The sequence below is a fragment of the Myxococcaceae bacterium JPH2 genome (assembly GCA_016458225.1).
In the GTDB taxonomy this organism is placed as follows: Bacteria; Myxococcota; Myxococcia; order Myxococcales; family Myxococcaceae; genus Citreicoccus.
Genome location: JAEMGR010000038.1, coordinates 1 through 16,334, shown reverse-complemented (window position 1 = coordinate 16,334; position 16,334 = coordinate 1). Strand labels below are relative to the sequence as shown.

Annotated in this window: 11 protein-coding genes; 7 read left to right on the top strand and 4 right to left on the bottom strand. The window is 68.4% G+C overall.

All coding sequences use genetic code 11. The features are described 5' to 3' along the window. The first annotated feature begins 8 nt into the window (after nt 1-8). The gene (locus JGU66_32690; protein ID MBJ6765537.1) at nt 9-842 is read left to right on the top strand and encodes a DUF3014 domain-containing protein; all 834 of its coding nucleotides are present in this window, start codon (nt 9-11) and stop codon (nt 840-842) included. A 6-nt stretch (nt 843-848) separates the two neighbouring features. Here JGU66_32690 and JGU66_32685 read toward each other — a convergent pair whose 3' ends face one another. After that, the gene (locus JGU66_32685) at nt 849-1,415 is read right to left on the bottom strand and encodes a hypothetical protein (GenBank protein ID MBJ6765536.1); all 567 of its coding nucleotides are present in this window, start codon (nt 1,413-1,415) and stop codon (nt 849-851) included. Between the two features lie 252 nt (nt 1,416-1,667). Here JGU66_32685 and JGU66_32680 point away from each other — a divergent pair, with 252 nt between their 5' ends. Next, the gene (locus JGU66_32680) at nt 1,668-2,333 is read left to right on the top strand and encodes a hypothetical protein (GenBank protein MBJ6765535.1); all 666 of its coding nucleotides are present in this window, start codon (nt 1,668-1,670) and stop codon (nt 2,331-2,333) included. A gap of 72 nt (nt 2,334-2,405) precedes the next feature. On the opposite strand, the gene JGU66_32675 is transcribed toward JGU66_32680, so the two are convergent. Continuing rightward, entirely contained in the window at nt 2,406-3,257 is an 852-nt protein-coding gene (locus tag JGU66_32675) for an MBL fold metallo-hydrolase (protein ID MBJ6765534.1), read from the bottom strand. Nucleotides 3,258-3,416: 159 nt separating this feature from the next. On the opposite strand from JGU66_32675, the gene JGU66_32670 reads away from it, so the two are divergent. Both JGU66_32670 and JGU66_32665 read left to right on the top strand, forming a co-directional pair. Beyond that, on the top strand, nt 3,417-4,301 hold the full coding sequence (locus JGU66_32670; GenBank protein MBJ6765533.1) for a helix-turn-helix transcriptional regulator: 885 nt from the start codon (nt 3,417-3,419) through the stop codon (nt 4,299-4,301). Between the two features lie 191 nt (nt 4,302-4,492). Then, nucleotides 4,493-6,586, top strand: coding sequence for a S46 family peptidase (locus tag JGU66_32665; protein MBJ6765532.1), 2,094 nt, complete (start codon nt 4,493-4,495; stop codon nt 6,584-6,586). A gap of 105 nt (nt 6,587-6,691) precedes the next feature. Here JGU66_32665 and guaA read toward each other — a convergent pair whose 3' ends face one another. Continuing rightward, nucleotides 6,692-8,245, bottom strand: a complete 1,554-nt coding sequence (gene guaA / locus JGU66_32660) for a glutamine-hydrolyzing GMP synthase (protein MBJ6765531.1) — start codon at nt 8,243-8,245, stop codon at nt 6,692-6,694. A 104-nt stretch (nt 8,246-8,349) separates the two neighbouring features. Here guaA and JGU66_32655 point away from each other — a divergent pair, with 104 nt between their 5' ends. Next, nucleotides 8,350-8,973: a hypothetical protein gene (locus JGU66_32655; protein ID MBJ6765530.1), complete on the top strand. Its 624-nt coding sequence runs from the start codon at nt 8,350-8,352 to the stop codon at nt 8,971-8,973. Nucleotides 8,974-9,024: 51 nt separating this feature from the next. Here the strand turns inward: JGU66_32655 and guaB are convergent, their stop codons facing one another. After that, complete coding sequence (gene guaB, locus JGU66_32650) at nt 9,025-10,482, bottom strand: IMP dehydrogenase (GenBank protein ID MBJ6765529.1); 1,458 nt, start codon at nt 10,480-10,482, stop codon at nt 9,025-9,027. Nucleotides 10,483-10,638: 156 nt separating this feature from the next. Here guaB and JGU66_32645 point away from each other — a divergent pair, with 156 nt between their 5' ends. Further along, the gene (locus tag JGU66_32645; protein MBJ6765528.1) at nt 10,639-12,894 is read left to right on the top strand and encodes a TIGR02266 family protein; all 2,256 of its coding nucleotides are present in this window, start codon (nt 10,639-10,641) and stop codon (nt 12,892-12,894) included. 136 nt (nt 12,895-13,030) lie between these two features. Further along, nucleotides 13,031-16,334, top strand: a 3,304-nt coding sequence (locus JGU66_32640; GenBank protein MBJ6765527.1) for an AMP-binding protein, incomplete at its 3' end; no start/stop codon positions are given.

Sequence of the window (16,334 nt, the reverse complement as noted above, 5' to 3'; positions counted from 1 at the left end):
AGACACCCATGAATGAGCCCAACTTCGTGAAGCCCCCCGGTGACACCCCCGAGGCCGATGCCGCCATCCAGCCGGCTCGGTCATCCCGGGCCATGGCGATGGGAACCGTGGCAGCGCTCGCGGTGCTTGCCTTGGTCGGCTCGTACTTCGGGCTGCGTCGCGATGCCGAGACTCAGCCCGAAGAGACGCCAACCACGCCGGCCCCAGTGCCCGCTGCGCCGCCAGCCGAGGTTCCGGTCGCCGCGGCCTCGCTGCCGGATAGCGACGGCCGAGTCCGAGAGCTGGTGGGCAAGCTGTCGCTGGAGGCGGAGCTGGCGAAGTGGCTCCAAGAGAAGGACCTGATCCGGCGGTTCACGGCGGCCGTCAGCAACATCGCGGACGGCGAGAGCCCGCGGACGGTGCTCGGGTTCCTGGCGCCCCCGGGGGCCTTCGAGGTGAACGAGGCCCGAGGTGCGGCGACCACGATCCATCCGCGGACCTACGCACGCTACGACGCCGTGGCCCGGGTTCTGGGGACGATCGACGCGCGCGGTTCGGGGCTGGTGTTCCGCGAACTGCATCCGCTGATGGATCAGGCCTACGCGGAGATCGCGCCGCCGGGTCAGACGTTTGACCAGGCGCTGTCGCGGGCCATCGCGGCGATGCTGGCCGTGCCTGTGTCCGAGAACCCGGTGGAGGTCCAGGCCCAGGGCGCGCTGTACGTCTACGCGGCGCCGGAGCTGGAGGGGCTCAGCCGAGCCCAGAAGCACTTGCTGCGCATGGGCCCGGCGAACGTCCGGACCATCCAGGCGAAGCTGCGGGAACTCCAGGCCGAGCTGAAGCTCCCGGTCACGGGCCGGTAGGGTCCGCTACTTGTGTTTCTTCTTCTTGGCCTTGGACTTGGCGGGCGCCGGTGAAGGCTTGGGCTTTTCCTTTTCGCCGGCGACCTGGAACTGAGCCCGGAGGTCGTTGACGTCGTGGCCCTGGGCGTCGGTGATGGACGAGCCGGTCTGGGCATCGACGACCAGCGTGTACGAGAAGCCTGTCTTGAGCGGCTCCGGAAGGCCGATGCGGTACTCGAGGCCGGCCTCGGACTCGGTGGCGCTGTCATCCGAGACCACGGCGCGGTCGGCTTCATCGAAGAGGCGAACCCGGTAGTTGCGCAGCGGGACCGAGCTGCGCAGCTCGAGGACCGAGGTGGGCTCGACCAGCGGCTTCTCATCCAGCGCCAGCGGGATGGTTGCGAGGCCTGCATCCGGTGACTGGTACTGGAGCGAGAACACCGCGACCGGCGGGGCGATGCCGGCATCCACGACAGTCTCGGCGACGCCGCCATCGGGGCCGGGCACGGGAGTCTTGCTGGGGCAGCCCGCGAGAACGAGCGCCACGCCACAGCACGTGGCGACGAATCCGGTTCGAAGAAGAAGAGGACGCATTTGGGGCGGCAACCGTAGGTGCCGGAGACCGGCCCGGAAAGCCCCAAGTCAGGGCCATTCGTCCCCCTGTCCCTCTCTGAACGGAACGTCTGATAAGATGCGTTATGTAAACTAAGTGAATTGAATCCCAAGGGGGCTCGAGGCCGCTGAGATCCCGCTGGAAATCCCTCCTCGGCGGCCTCGGTTCGCGCTCGGATCCACCGTGTTCGTCCGCGTCTTCCGTCGCGCGTTGTGCGAGCGTCGCAGCCCCATATGACTCTCCCCCAGACTCGCTTCCTCGACTCCACGCTGCGGTCGCCGTTGATGCATCTGCCGGTTCGCTCGGTCGTCTTCGAACTCGAGCAAGGCCGCGTGCTGTTTTCCCCGGGCACCCAGCTCACCCATGAGCAGCTCAAGGGCGCAGGCCCCGTCACCGACATCGTGGCGCCGTGCCTGCCGCACACCGCGGGCATGAAGGCCGCCGCGGCGGCCCATCCGAACGCTCGCCTCTGGGGTCCGGTGGGCATCCGGGAAAAGCACCCGGACACGAAGTTCCACGGGCTCCTGGGCGTCGACCCGTGGCCCTTTGAACGCGAGCTGCCGATCCTGCCGCTCCCGGGCATGCCCAAGCTCAACGAGACCGCGTTCCTGCACCGGGCCTCCAAGGCGCTCTACCTGACCGACATGGTGTTCAACATCGCCCATCCCAAGGGCCTGCTGGCGTGGATGTTCTTCCGCATGTTCGGCACGTACCGGCGCTTCGCGGTCAGCAAGCTGTTCCTGCGGTTCGCCAAGGACCGGGCCGCGCTCGAAGTCGCTGTCGCGAAGCTCGTCGAGATGGACTTCGAGCACGTGATTCCTTCGCACGGCGACCCGGCGATGAACGACGGCAAGCCTCGGTTGCTCGCGGCGCTTCGGGAACGCCGGTTGATTCCCTAGCACCTACGGCCAGCCATCCCTGCGCGCGGGCAGCGGACGCGTCTCATTTCCCCTGCCCGGCCCCTTCCGCGCTCAAGCCGCGCCGCGCACCGAGTCCTCCGTGGCCGCGTGGCGATCGAACTCCACGCCACAGTGCGCGGAGAACACGCGGACCTGCTGGCCATGATTCCGGACCAGCTCGCGCAGCCGCTGCTGATTCGCCACACGCCGAGCGTTGTCCACGGACCGCAGCCGCTGGAACAGCGCGAGCCCGAAGGGACTGTGCGGTGACTTCCAATCCAGCTCGCGGTGGCTGAAGTACGCGTCCCCGGCGTGCAGCAGCCAGCCTTCGCCGGTCTTCACCGCGACGCCGCAATGACCCTCGGTATGGCCCACCAGGGGCACCAAGGCGATCTCCTCGGACAGCCCCGGGATGGCTCTCACAGAGTCGAAGCCGAACCAGCGCTCGCCCGCCACCGCGTACGAAACCCACTGAGGTCCATGCTCCCAGAGCACGGGCCGATAACCGAAGCGCTGCTTCGGGTCCATGGGCTGCCGCGCCGACTCCAACTCGTCCCCGAAGACGTGCACGCGCGCGTTCGGGAAGTCCGCGAGCCCGCCCACGTGGTCGAGGTCCAGGTGGGTCGGGATGATGTGCCGCACGTCCTCGCGTCGGAATCCGAGCCGCTCGACGTGAGCCAGCGCCGTCTCCTCGGGATTCAATCGGGGCGCGTTGCGGCGCACGAAGCGCTTCCCGAGTCGCCCCTTCGGATCCTTCAGATCCCTCGTGCCCAACCCCGTGTCCACGAGGATCAGGCCGTCACTCGACTCGATGAGCAAGCAGTGACACACCAGCCGCGCTCGGGCGAACAGGCTGCCTTCTCCCACGACGAGTCGTGCACTCGCGGGACACAGCGTCCCGCAGTTGATGTGATGAATCCGCATGTCGCATGACCTCTTTGACTGGGTCCGCGAAAGCTAGGAACGCCCCCTCGCAGGCGATTGGAGAAATCGGCCATGGCCTCGGGGTCCCCTCGCGGCCAGGTTGAAGCGCCGCGAGGCGTGGCCCATGCTCGAAGCGTGAACCCGGCCTCCACCCCCGCCATGCCTCACGACGCGCTCTCGCGGTTCGTGCAGAGGATTCGCGTCCTGACGCGAACCCCAGAGCAGGACCAGTTCGTGCGGCTGCCCAATGGCGAGGTGGACCTCATCGTCCGCCTCACCGAATCCGGCGCGGACGTCTACGCCCTGGGGACGCGACTTCAGGCCCTGAGCAAGCCCCTGTCCGAGGTCCCTCCCGGAACCATCGGCCTGCACTTCAAGCCCGGCGGCGCCTACCCCTTCTTCGGCGTCCCCATCTCCGAGTTGACCAACCGCGTCGTGCCAATCGAAGCCCTGTGGAGCCGCGCGGAGGGCCAGCGACTGCGCGAGCGCCTGACCGAAGCCCCCTCGGTGGCCGCGCGCATGGGCGTGCTCCGCGAAACCCTCATCGACCGCCTGCGACGAGACGACGTGTATGAACCTGCGTCCGCGCACCTCGTCCGCCGCGCCGTGAGGCTGCTCTCGAACGCGCGCGAGCTGCCTCGGGTGGATGCGCTGGCTCGCGCGGTGGGCGTCAGCGAGCGCCAACTGCGGCGGGCCTTCGATGACGTGGTGGGCATGGGCCCCAAGGCCTACGCCCGCATCGTCCGGTTCCAGCGCGCCGTGCACGCCTCGCGCCTCCAGTCCTCACCGGACTGGGGCACCATCGCGACGGCGGTGGGCTACTACGATCAGGCCCACCTCATCGCGGACTTCCGCGCGCTCACCGGCACCACGCCCGGAAGCTTCTCGCGCGGCCGGAACCCCCTGCATTCCTCCGCAACCCCTGAATCCAATCCAGACATCGGGCCTGACGTATTGCGTCGTACCCTGACGACGCGATGCCCCAGGTCACCCAGCGCCTTTCGGGCGAAAGCCGCGCGACAATTCCAAGCGGGCCTCGTTTAACTCCATGGGTTCGGGGATTCCCTAAAGGTTCCCGAGGGATGGCGAGCCCCTTGGCCCCCACCCAAGGAATCGTTCAGCCGCTCATCCGTTAGGGGAGGCGCGGGGTATTTCCCAGCTTGACCCTCCCTGTGGCTTCCCGCAGAAACACCGCACTGCCCTGGCCGTACCCTCGGCCTGAAAGGACTCACTTCATGAAGCGTCTGGTCATGATTGCCGCTTTCCTCGGCGCCGCTCCCGCGCTCGCCGACGAAGGCATGTGGACGTACAACAACTTCCCGGCCGCGAAGGTGAAGGAGAAGTACGGCTTCGAGCCCACCCAGCAGTGGCTCGACAAGGTGCGGCTCGGCTCGGCGCGTCTGGCGGGCGGTTGCTCGGCCAGCTTCGTGTCGCCGGACGGCCTGGTGATGACCAACCACCACTGCGCGCGCGGCTGCGTGGAGCAGCTCTCCAGCGCCAAGCAGGACTACCTCGCGAACGGCTTCTACGCGAAGACCCTGGCCGACGAGAAGCAGTGCCCGGCCATGGAGCTGAACCAGCTCGTTGACATCAAGGACGTCACCGAGTCGCTGAACAAGTCGACCCAGGGCATGACCGGCAAGCAGTACGCCGAGACGCTCAAGGCCGAGATGAACAAGCTGGAGAAGGACTGTGCCGGCGGCGACGACAAGGTCCGCTGTGACGTCGTCACCCTGTACCAGGGCGGCAAGTACAACCTGTACAAGTACCGCCGGTTCCAGGACGTGCGCCTGGTGTTCGCCCCGGAGCACGCCATCGCCTTCTTCGGCGGTGACCCGGACAACTTCGAGTTCCCCCGGTACGACCTGGACGTGTCCTTCGTGCGCGTCTACCAGGACGGCAAGCCGGCGAAGATGGACAACTACTTCAAGTGGTCCGCGCACGGAGCCAAGGAAGGCGAGCTGACGTTCGTCTCCGGCAACCCGGGCCGCACCTCGCGCGGGCTGACCATCGCCGAGCTGGAGTACCAGCGCGACGTGATGCTGCCCAAGACGCTCATGTCGCTGTCCGAGCTGCGCGGCATGGTCACCGAGTTCCAGCGCCGGGGCCCCGAGCAGAAGCGCATCTCCAGCAACCTGCTCTTCGGCGTGGAGAACGCGCTGAAGGCCATGAAGGGCAAGCACGAGGCGCTGCTCGACAAGACGTTCTTCGCGCAGAAGGTCGCCGCCGAGCAGGAGCTGCGCAAGAAGGTCGACGCCAACCCGGAGATGAAGAAGAAGTACGGCGCGGCCTGGGATGAGATCGCCAAGGCGGAGGAGCAGCTCACCCACATCCGCAAGGAACTGTCCTTCATGGAGCAGGGCGCGGGCTTCTCGTCCCAGCTCTTCAACATCGCCCGCGCGCTCGTGCGCGGCGCGGATGAGCTGCCCAAGGACAACGGCCAGCGGCTTCGCGAGTACTCGGACGCCAACCTGCCCGCCCTCAAGGCCAACGTCTTCAGCCCGGCCCCCATCTACCCGGAGCTGGAGATTGCCCGCCTGACGTTCAGCCTCACCAAGCTGCGCGAGGAGCTGGGGCCGTCCCACCCGTTCGTGAAGAAGGTCCTGGGCAAGGAGTCGCCCGCCACGCTGGCCACCCGCGTCGTCAAGGGCTCGAAGCTGACGGACGTGAAGGCGCGCCAGGCCCTGTTCACGGGCGGCAAGGCCGCCGTCGAGTCCTCCAAGGACACGATGATCCAGCTGGCCCGCCTGGTGGACGAGGACGCGCGCGGCATCCGCAAGACGTTCGAGGATGACATCGAGTCCGTCATCCGGAAGAACAGCGAGCTGGTCGCCAAGTCGAAGTTCGACATCTACGGCACCAACGCGTACCCGGACGCCACGTTCAGCATGCGTCTGTCGTACGGCTCGGTGAAGGGCTACTCGGCGAACGGCAAGACGGTGGCTCCCATCACCCAGATGGCGGGCACCTTCGAGCACGCGACGGGCGAGGAGCCCTTCGCCCTGCCGAAGTCCTGGCTGAAGGCGCAGAGCAGCCTGACGCCGACCACGGGCATGAACTTCGTCACCACCAACGACATCATCGGCGGCAACTCCGGCTCGCCCATGCTGAACAAGGACGCGGAGATCGTCGGCCTGGTGTTCGACGGCAACATCCAGTCGCTCGGCGGTGACTACGGCTTCGACGAGTCCGTGAACCGCACGGTGGCCGTCCACAGCGACGCGCTCATCGAGGCGCTCCAGAAGGTCTACGGCGCCAACCGCGTCCTCGAGGAGCTGCGCCCGGGCAGCACCCAGACGCCGCCCGTGAAGGCGAACCCGGCCGGGTAAGTCTCGCGGACGTCACAGTCCCTTGAAGCAAAAGAGGCTGCCCGGTTCACTCCGGGCAGCCTCTGGTCATTCAGGCCCTCGCGAGCCTGGGGCCGACGCTGCGGCCTACTCCCACTCGATGGTCGCGGGGGGCTTGGACGAGATGTCGTAGACGACGCGGTTGATGCCGCGCACCTCGTTGGTGATGCGCGTGGAGATGCGCTCCAGCACCGGGAACGGCAGCCGCGCCCAGTCCGCCGTCATGCCGTCCACGCTGGTGACGGCGCGCAGCACGCAGGTGGACTCGTAGGTGCGCTCGTCGCCCATCACGCCCACGCTCTGCACGGGCAGCAGCACGGCGAAAGCCTGCCACACCTGGGTGTACAGCCCCGCGGCGCGGATCTCCTCCTGGACGATGGCGTCCGCGCGGCGCACCAGCTCCAGCCGCGGCTCGGTCACCTCGCCCAGCACGCGGATGGCCAGGCCGGGGCCCGGGAACGGCTGCCGGTTCACCATCTCCTCGGGGAGCCCCAGCTCGCGGCCGAGCGCGCGGACCTCGTCCTTGAACAGCTCGCGCAGCGGCTCCACCAGCTTGAGCTTCATCTGCTCAGGCAGCCCGCCCACGTTGTGGTGGCTCTTGATGGTGACGGACGGGCCCTTGTAGGACACCGACTCGATGACGTCCGGGTACAGCGTGCCCTGCGCCAGGAAGCTGGCGTCCTGGATGTCGCGGGAGGCCTCTTCGAACACCGCGATGAACTCGCGGCCGATGATCTTCCGCTTCTTCTCCGGATCCGTGACGCCGGCGAGCTTCTCCAGGAAGCGCGCGCGCGCATCCACCGTGATGAGCGGCACGTGGAAGCGATCCACGAAGAGCGCCTCCACCTGCGCCCGCTCGCCCTGCCGCAGCACCCCGTTGTCCACGAAGATGCACTGGAGCCGAGGGCCGATGGCCCGGTGAAGCAGCAGCGCTGCGACGGAGCTGTCCACGCCACCGGAGAGCGCGCAGATGACCCGACCCTGCTCCCCCACCCGCTGGCGGATGGTCGTGACGGCCTCGTCGATGAAGCCCTTCATCGTCCAGGAGCCCGTCACCTTGCAGTCGTTGAACAGGAAGGCGCGCAGCAGCGCCTTGCCCTGCGGCGTGTGGGCCACCTCGGGGTGGAACTGGAGGCCGTACCAGGGCTTGCTCGTGTGCGCGGCCGCCGCGAACGGCGAGTTGCCGCTGCGACCGATGGCCTCAAAACCCGGCGGGAGTGCGTCCACGCGATCGCCGTGGCTCATCCACACCTGGACCCGGTCGCCGGGGTGGAAGTCGGACAGCGGGCCTCGCGCGGCGAGCACCTCCACCTCCGCGTTGCCGTACTCACGATGGGCGCCCCGGTCCACGCGGCCGCCCAAGAGCTTCGCCAGGAGCTGGAGGCCGTAGCAGATGCCCAGCACGGGCACCTCGGCCTCGAACACGTAGGGATCGCACCGGGGCGAGCCAGGTGCTTCCACGGATGCAGGGCCCCCAGAGAGGATGATTCCCCGGGGGGCGAACCGGCGGATCTCCTCCTTGGAGAGGTCCGGCCGGTGGATTTCACAGTAGACGCCCAATTCCCGCACACGGCGGGCAATGAGCTGGGTGTACTGACTCCCGAAATCGAGGATCAGGATCTTCTCGGCGTGCAGGTCCACCAGAGGGTCTCCAATAGGGGGCGTCGTTGACGGGTGGGGGGCCTTATCGCTACAAACTTCGGGAAACAACGCCGAAAGCCCGCCAATTGTTCTTCGAGGTTCGGATGCGCCTGTCCGCTTCCAGTGCTGTTGCTGCGACCGTCCTGATGCTGTCCTCCGCTGGTTGCGTGAAGGAGATTACGTCCGACGAGCGGTTGGACCGCGACACGAAAAATCTCTCCGTGAAGGAGACTCCCGGAGCGGCCGAGCTTCAGAAGCTCACCTGTGACGACACGTCCGAGGCCTTGAACAAGGCTCGCAACGTGAACCGGCCAGAGACCGACCGCCTGGTCGACTACATCCAGCTCTACTCCTCGCTCCGCAAGCGGACGGCCACGTTCGAGGAGGCGATGAACCGCAACCCCGACCTGAGCTACCGAGAGGGCAGCCAGACCATCGTCGCCGCCAAGGAGGCTTGCGTGCAGCAGGCCGCCGATGTGCGCGTTGAGTTCGAGACGTACCTGCGCGAGCTCATCGAGGTCCCCACGGTGCAGGAGATCAAGGGCGGCAACACCGTCACGGTGGCGCGCCTGGACTTCAACACCCTGCGACAGGCCATCGAGACGCTCGAGCCGGACGACAAGGATCAGCTCGTGGGCAAGGTGAACGGCGCGGAGAAGAAGGTCGCCGGCACCACCGCTCCCGCCAGCGACGACGCGGCGGGTGGCAAGGAGCGCCGCCGCAAGTAGTCATGCGGTCGGGGGCCCGTCCCAGGGCCCCCTCCCCGAGCGCGGAGCGCCCTACTCCATCCGGTAGTTGGGCGCTTCCTCGGTGATGATGACGTCGTGCACGTGGCTCTCCTTGAGTCCGGCCGACGTGATTCGCACGAAGGTGGCCTGGGTGCGCAGGGCCTCGATGTTGCCGCAGCCCACGTAGCCCATGCCGCTGCGAATGCCGCCCAGCATCTGGTGCACGTTCATGGACAGCGTGCCCTTGTACGGCACGCGGCCTTCGATGCCCTCGGGCACCAGCTTGACCGCCTCCACGTCCGACTGGAAGTAGCGGTCCTTGGCGCCCTGCTTCATGGCACCCAGGCTGCCCATGCCCCGGTAGCTCTTGTAGCTGCGGCCCTGGTACAGGATGACGTCGCCAGGGGCCTCCTCGGTGCCGGCGAACAGCGAGCCGATCATCACCGAGCTGGCGCCCGCGGCGAGCGCCTTGACGATGTCTCCCGAGTACTTGATGCCGCCGTCCGAGATGATGGGGATGCCGTGCTTGTCCGCCTCGCGGGCGCAGTCATCCACCGCGGTGACCTGGGGCACGCCCACGCCGGCCACCACGCGGGTGGTGCAGATGGAGCCGGGCCCGATGCCCACCTTCACCGCGTCCACGCCCGCCTGGATGAGCGCGCGAGTGGCCTCGGCGGTGGCGACGTTGCCGGCGATCAGCTCGAAGCCATGGAAGTTCGTGCGCGTGTCGCGCACCGAGTCCACCACGCCGCGCTGATGGCCGTGGGCCGTGTCCACCACGATGACGTCCACGCCGGCCTTGCTCAGCGCATCCACGCGGGCCTCGCGGTCCGCGCCCACGCCCACCGCGGCGGCGACGAGCAGACGGCCCTTGGCGTCCTTGGCCGCGTTCGGATGCGTGCGGCGCTTCTCGATGTCCTTGATGGTGATGAGCCCCTTGAGCTCGAACCCGTCGTTGACGACGAGGAGCTTCTCGATGCGGTGCTCGTGCAGGAGCCGCTGGGCATCTTCCTGCTTGATGCCCACCTGGCCGGTGATGAGCTTGCGCGTCATCACGGCTTCCACCTTCTGCGTGACGTTCTTCTCGAAGCGCACGTCGCGGCTGGTGACGATGCCGACGAGCAGCTTGCCCTTCACGACGGGGATGCCGGAGATGCCGTGGTGGCGCATCAGCTCGAGGGCGCGGGACAGCGGCGCGTCAGGCTCGATGGTGACGGGATCCACCACCATGCCGCTCTCGAACTTCTTCACCTTGAGGACCTCGAGCGCCTGCTGCTCGGGGGTCATGTTCTTGTGGATGACGCCGATGCCGCCTTCCTGCGCCATGGCGATGGCCGTGCGTGCTTCCGTCACGGTGTCCATGGCCGCCGAGAGCAGCGGGATGTTCAGGCGGAGGTTGCGCGTGAGGCGGGTCGTCAGGTCGGCGTCACGCGGGACGATGGCGCTGTCGGCCGGCAGCAGCAGGACGTCATCGAAGGTGAGGGCCAGCCGGATATCGGGGTTCAGCATGGGGGCTCCCGGAGGCCCCGCGAGGCACCAGCGCCCCGCGGGTGCGTGTCCATACGAGTTACGAGGCGCGTGCGCAACGGAGAAGGCCTTTTTTGACGCCCGTTCGCCAGGACTTCGGGCGATACTCGGCACGCACTCACGTCTCGGGACCGCGCATTGACGGAATCGAATCAGGGGGCGGTCGGGCTGGTGGTGAAGCTGCCCTTCGCGACACCCGAAGAGTTCCTTGCGAAGTACGGAGGCAACATCACCCGAGGCGGCATCTATTTGCGCGCCAAGGCGGTGAAGCCTCCCGGGACGCCCGTCACCCTGGACCTCCGCCTGGCGAGCGGTGAGCGCATTGTCTACGCCTCGGCCGTGGTGCACTTCGTCACGGGGCAGCAAGGCCAGGGCATTCCGGGCATGGGGCTGCGCTTCGTGCAGCTCGATCCGCAGACCCGGCGCTTCCTGGAGTCGGCCGCCGCCAGCCTTCCGCATGCCCAATCCGACACACCTCCGTTACCCAACGGTGTCGGGCCTGCGGACCACACCGTCCCACCCTCCCCTGCTCCCCCTCCGCTGAGCGCGGCCCCCGTCGCGAGCCCTGCTGCCCGAGCGCCGGCCGCACCCTCGCCCGCCGCGGGCCCGACCCCGGGCGACGTGGTCATCATGACGGCGGCGGCGCTGGAGCTGAACACCGAGGAGCCCAAGCGCACGGGCCCTGTCATCGGCATCGACCTGGGCACGACGAACTCCTGCGCGGCGTTCGTGCGCAACACCAAGCCCGCGGTGCTGCACAGCCGCGAGGGCCACAACACGGTGCCCTCCATCCTCGCGCTCAATGCGCGCGGCAAGCTGGTGGTGGGTCATCCGGCCAAGGGGCAGATGCTCACCAACCCGCGCCAGACCGTCTATGGCGCGAAGCGGCTGGTGGGACGCCCGTACGAATCGCCCATCGTTCAACACATCAAGGACCGCTTTCACTACGAGATCGCCCCGGGCGACGGAGGCGAGGCCGCGGTGCGCCTGGGCGATCGCATCTATTCGCTCCAGCAGATCTCCGCGCTCATCCTGCGCGAGGTGCGCGAGGTGGCGCAGAACCAGCTCGGCCAGCCCATCTCTCGCGCGGTCATCACCGTCCCGGCCTACTACAACGACAACCAGCGGCAGGCGGTGCGCGAGGCCGGGAAGCTGGCGGGCCTCGTGGTGGAGCGCATCCTCAACGAGCCCACCGCGGCGGCGCTCGCGTATGGCTATGGGCGCAAGCTCAACCAGCGCGTGCTCGTCTATGACCTGGGCGGCGGCACCTTCGACGCGTCCGTGCTGGAGCTGGCGGACACCGTCTACGAGGTCATCTCCACCGGCGGCGACACATTCCTGGGCGGCATCGACTTCGACAACGCGATTGTCGAGTACCTGCTGAACGAGTTCCGGAAGACCACCGGCCGCACATTCCAGGGCGATCGCGTGGCGCTGCAGCGCATCAACGACGCGGCGGAGCGCGCCAAGTGCGCGCTGTCCGAGCGCTCGGAGATGCGCGTGCACGTGGCCTTCGTGACGATGATTGACGACAAGCCCTACGACTTGGACGTCACGCTCACGCGGCAGAAGCTGACCGAGCTGACGGAGAAGCTCGTCGACCGCACGCTCCAGGTCTGCGACGAGGTCCTCCGCGCAAAGAACCTGGGCCCCAAGGACATCGACGAGGTCATCCTCGTGGGAGGCCAGAGCCGCTTCCCGCTCGTGCACGAGAAGATCACCCGCTTCTTTGGCCGGCCGCCCAGCAAGGGCGTCCACCCCGATGAAGCCGTGGCGCTGGGCGCGGCGTTGCTCGCGCACAGCCTGGGACAGCTCGAAGGCGTCGTGCTCATCGACGTGCTCCCCATGGCCATTGGCGTGGGCCTGCCGGGTGGCCGGTTCAAGCCCGTGCTGGAGCGCAACGTGTCGCTGCCAGCCACCAAGAGCTACACGGTGGCCACGCACCGCGATGAACAGACGGAGCTGGAGCTGTCCGTGTTCCAGGGCGACTCGGATCGCGCGGCGGCCAATGAGTACCTGGGCACGCTGAAGCTCTCGGGTCTGCCTCGGCGGCCTCGCGGCGCCGTGCAGGTCACCATCACCTTCGAGGTGAGCAACGAGTCGCTGCTCAAGGTGACGGCCCGCGAGGGCACCACGGGCCGCGAGGTCTCCAGCACGTTCACCACGCGCGACACGCCCGAGGCCGCGCGCGCCCGCGTCTCACGCCTGGAAGCGGAGGTCACTCCGGCCGCATCGTCGCCGCCTCGCGCGAACAGCCGCCCGCCTCCGGCCGCTGCCGCGCCACGCAATCCGTCGTCTCCACCCACGAAGGCCAGCCCACCCGAGCCTCCGCCTGTCGTGCCTCCCAAGAGAAGTTTGATGGGATGGTTGAGGGGGCTGTTCGGTCGCGCGTGATGCGAGAAGTTTGAATCGCCGCTGCACACCTCCGAGTGGAGGTGCATGTGAGTTTTCCTGTCTTTTCCAATCTCGCGCATATGGACTGGTATGACCGGCCCGTTCGCGATTGGACATCGAACCGACGGGCTCTCCCATGCACGAGACTTCGAGGACGCTCATCGCGCTGTTGCAGCAGCGCGCATTGGACTCACGAATTCAGGATCGGCTGTTCACGTTCCTGGAGCCCGACTCAGGCGACGAAGAAGTCCTGGGCGCGCGCGGGCTGGAGGAGCGAGCGCGGCGCATCGCCGTCGCGCTCCAGGCGAGGGGGGTCGAGGGGCAGCGGGTGCTGCTGCTCTATCCGCCGGGTCTCGAGTACATCGCGGGCTTCTTCGGGTGCCTGTTGGCCGGGGCCGTCGCGGTGCCCGCGTATCCACCGGACCCGTCGCGGCTGGAGCGCACCCTTCCCCGCTTGCGCGCCATCATTCAGGACGCCGAGGCGACGGTGGTGCTCACCACCTCCGGCATCCTGTCGCTCACGGACTTCGTGTTCGAGCAGGCGCCGGACTTCCGTGCGCTGCAATGGCTGGCCACGGACACGCTGCCCGCCGGCGGTGAGGCTTCGTGGCGTGAGCCCGCGTGCGGGCCCGAATCCCTGGCGTTCCTCCAGTACACCTCGGGCTCCACGGGCACCCCCAAGGGGGTGATGCTCGGCCACGCGAACCTGCTGCACAACCTGCGGCTGATCGCCGGAGCGTTCGAGGTCGGCCCCGAGAGCCGCGGCGTCATCTGGCTGCCGCCGTACCATGACATGGGGCTCATCGGCGGCATCCTCCAGCCGCTCTTCGCGGGCTTCCCCGTCACGCTCATGTCGCCCATGGACTTCCTCCAGCGCCCGCTGCGCTGGTTGCGAGCCATCTCGGAGCGGCGTGCCACGGTCAGCGGCGGCCCCAACTTCGCCTTCGAGCTGTGTGCACGCCGCGCGACACCCGAGGACCTGGAGGGCTTGGACCTCAGCAGTTGGGATGTGGCGTTCTGTGGCGCGGAGCCCATCCGCGCCGCGACGCTGGAGCGCTTCACCCAGGTGTTCGGCCCGCGAGGCTTCAGGCCGGAGGCGTTCCTTCCCTGCTACGGCCTCGCCGAGGGGACGCTCATCGTCACGGGCGAGCGCAAGGGGCGCGGGGCGCGCGTCCACCCCGTGCAGGAACCCGCGCTGGCACAAGGTCGTGTCGTCGCATGCGAGCCCGAGGCACCGGGCGCGCGCACCCTCATCGGCTGCGGTGCCACGCTGGAGACGCAGCGCCTGCGCGTGGTGGATCCCGAGTCTCGCGTGCCTCGCGCACCGGGCGAGGTCGGGGAGATCTGGGTCTCGGGACCGAGCATCGCCCAAGGCTATTGGCGCAAGCCCTCGGAGACCGAGGCGCTGTTCCACGCACGCCTGGCCGTGAGCCATCCCGAGGAGGCCGAGGCGCACTACCTGCGCACGGGCGACCTCGGAGTGCTGACCGAGGATGGCCAGCTCCTCGTCACGGGGCGACGCAAGGACTTGATCATCCTGCGCGGCCGCAACGTGTATCCGCAGGACGTCGAGCTCGTGGTCGAGCGCGCGCATCCTCGCGTGCGCCCCGGGGGCGTGGCGGCCTTCTCCGTGGAGACCTCGGGAGGCGAGGCGCTCGCGGTGGTGGCCGAAGTGGCGCGCGAGCTGGTGGAGTCCTCCAATGCCCAGGCACTGGCGTCCGTGGGCCACGCGGTGCGCGAAGCCATCGCTCGCGCCTTGGAGATCCAGCCCCAGGTGGTCGCACTGCTCGCGCCTGGGAGCATTCCCAAGACCTCGAGCGGGAAGCTGCAGCGGTTCGCCTGCCGCGATGGACTGGCCCACGGCACCCTGAACGTGGTGTGGCGCGATGAAGGCCCGTCACCCGCTCCGGTGCGCGCCGAGGCACCGGCGTCTCGGCCACCGGACGAGGTGGAGCGACTCCTCCTGGAGGAGCTGCGCGCGGTCCTGGGCGCGAGGGCCACGACGCTCGACGTGAGCGCGCCCCTCACGCGGATGGGACTGGACTCGCTGGGCGCGGCCGAACTCCAGGGCCGCATCGAGACGCGACTCGGCAAGCGCATCCCCGCCGCGGCGATGCTGGATGACCTGAGTGTGGAGCGCCTCGCGCGACGACTCGCGGCAGAACAGGAGACCGCGGCGCTGCCACCGCTTCAGCCGCGCGCGGTTCGGACCGCTGACGCCCCGACGTCTTTCGCGCAGCGACGGCTGTGGGTGTTGCAGCAGTTGGACCCGGCCTCCACGGCCTCACACATCCCGCTGGCCCTCCGCTTCCACGGGGCCTTGGACGTGGCGGTGCTCGAGCGGGCGTGGACGGAGGTCGTGCGCCGGCACGAGGCCTTGCGCACCACCTTCGAGGTTCGCGCGGGCGAGCCTTGGCAGCGCATTCATTCACCCGCGCCCCAGTCCTTCTCGGTCGTGGATGTCCCGAGCGCATCGCCCGAGTCGCGCCAGGCGGCCCTGGATGCCCAGGCCGCGCGAGACGGCCAGCACCCCATGGACCTGTCCACGGGGCCGTTGTGGCGCGGCACGTTGCTGCGGTTCGCGGACGACGCGCACGTGCTCGTGCTGTCGCTGCATCACCTGGTGGCGGACGGCTGGTCGGTGGGACTGCTCGCGCGTGAGCTGGCCGCGCTCTATGCCGCCTTCGTCTCGGGGCAGTCATCACCGCTCGCGGAGCCTGTTCTTCAGTACGCGGACCTCTCGGGGTGGCAGCGCGAGCACCTCACGGCTCGCGCGATGGCGACCGAGCTTGGGTGGTGGCGACGCGCGCTCGCCGAAGCGCCTCCGATGGTGCTCCTCCCCACGGATCGCCCGCGCCCGTCTCGGCTTTCATTCCAAGGGGCTCGACGGTCGCGGCGAGTGCCCGCGGCGCTCATGGCCCGACTTCACGCGCTCGGGCGCAGCGAAGGGGCCACACCCTTCATGTGCGTGGTGTCGGCCCTGGCCACCGTGCTGCATCGCTGGAGTCAGCAGGCCGACTTCGTGCTCGGGACCGCGGTCTCGGGGCGCGATGTCCCTGGCATCCGTTCCCTGGTGGGCGACTGCACCAACTTCGTCCCCTTGCGCATCCAGGTGCCGGTCGAAGGGTCGATGACGGCGCTGTTGGCTCGGGTGAAAGAGAGCACCATTGGTGCGCTCGCGCATGGGCACTGCCCGTTCGACCATGTGCTCGCGGCGGCGCAGCCGGGCTCGTCGCGACGAGAGCTGTACAACATCGCGTTCGTCCTCGACGACTACGACATCCCTCGCGCGCTCTCGCTGGGGGATGGGCTGTCGCTCGATGTCGCGCTGCTGGACAACCACACCGCCGAGCTGGACCTGACGTTCGAGGCGGCCCATGGCCCGGAGGGGCTCTGGGTGGGCTGCAAGTACGCCACCGAGCTGTTCGACGCGGAGACCA

What these genes read in the sequence shown, in the direction of transcription:
- JGU66_32690 (MBJ6765537.1), top strand. Translation starts at nt 9, where the DNA reads ATGAATGAGCCCAACTTCGTGAAGCCCCCCGGTGACACCCCCGAGGCC.
- JGU66_32685 (MBJ6765536.1), bottom strand. Translation starts at nt 1,415, where the DNA reads ATGCGTCCTCTTCTTCTTCGAACCGGATTCGTCGCCACGTGCTGTGGC.
- JGU66_32680 (MBJ6765535.1), top strand. Translation starts at nt 1,668, where the DNA reads ATGACTCTCCCCCAGACTCGCTTCCTCGACTCCACGCTGCGGTCGCCG.
- JGU66_32675 (MBJ6765534.1), bottom strand. Translation starts at nt 3,257, where the DNA reads ATGCGGATTCATCACATCAACTGCGGGACGCTGTGTCCCGCGAGTGCA.
- JGU66_32670 (MBJ6765533.1), top strand. Translation starts at nt 3,417, where the DNA reads ATGCCTCACGACGCGCTCTCGCGGTTCGTGCAGAGGATTCGCGTCCTG.
- JGU66_32665 (MBJ6765532.1), top strand. Translation starts at nt 4,493, where the DNA reads ATGAAGCGTCTGGTCATGATTGCCGCTTTCCTCGGCGCCGCTCCCGCG.
- JGU66_32655 (MBJ6765530.1), top strand. Translation starts at nt 8,350, where the DNA reads ATGCGCCTGTCCGCTTCCAGTGCTGTTGCTGCGACCGTCCTGATGCTG.
- guaB (MBJ6765529.1), bottom strand. Translation starts at nt 10,482, where the DNA reads ATGCTGAACCCCGATATCCGGCTGGCCCTCACCTTCGATGACGTCCTG.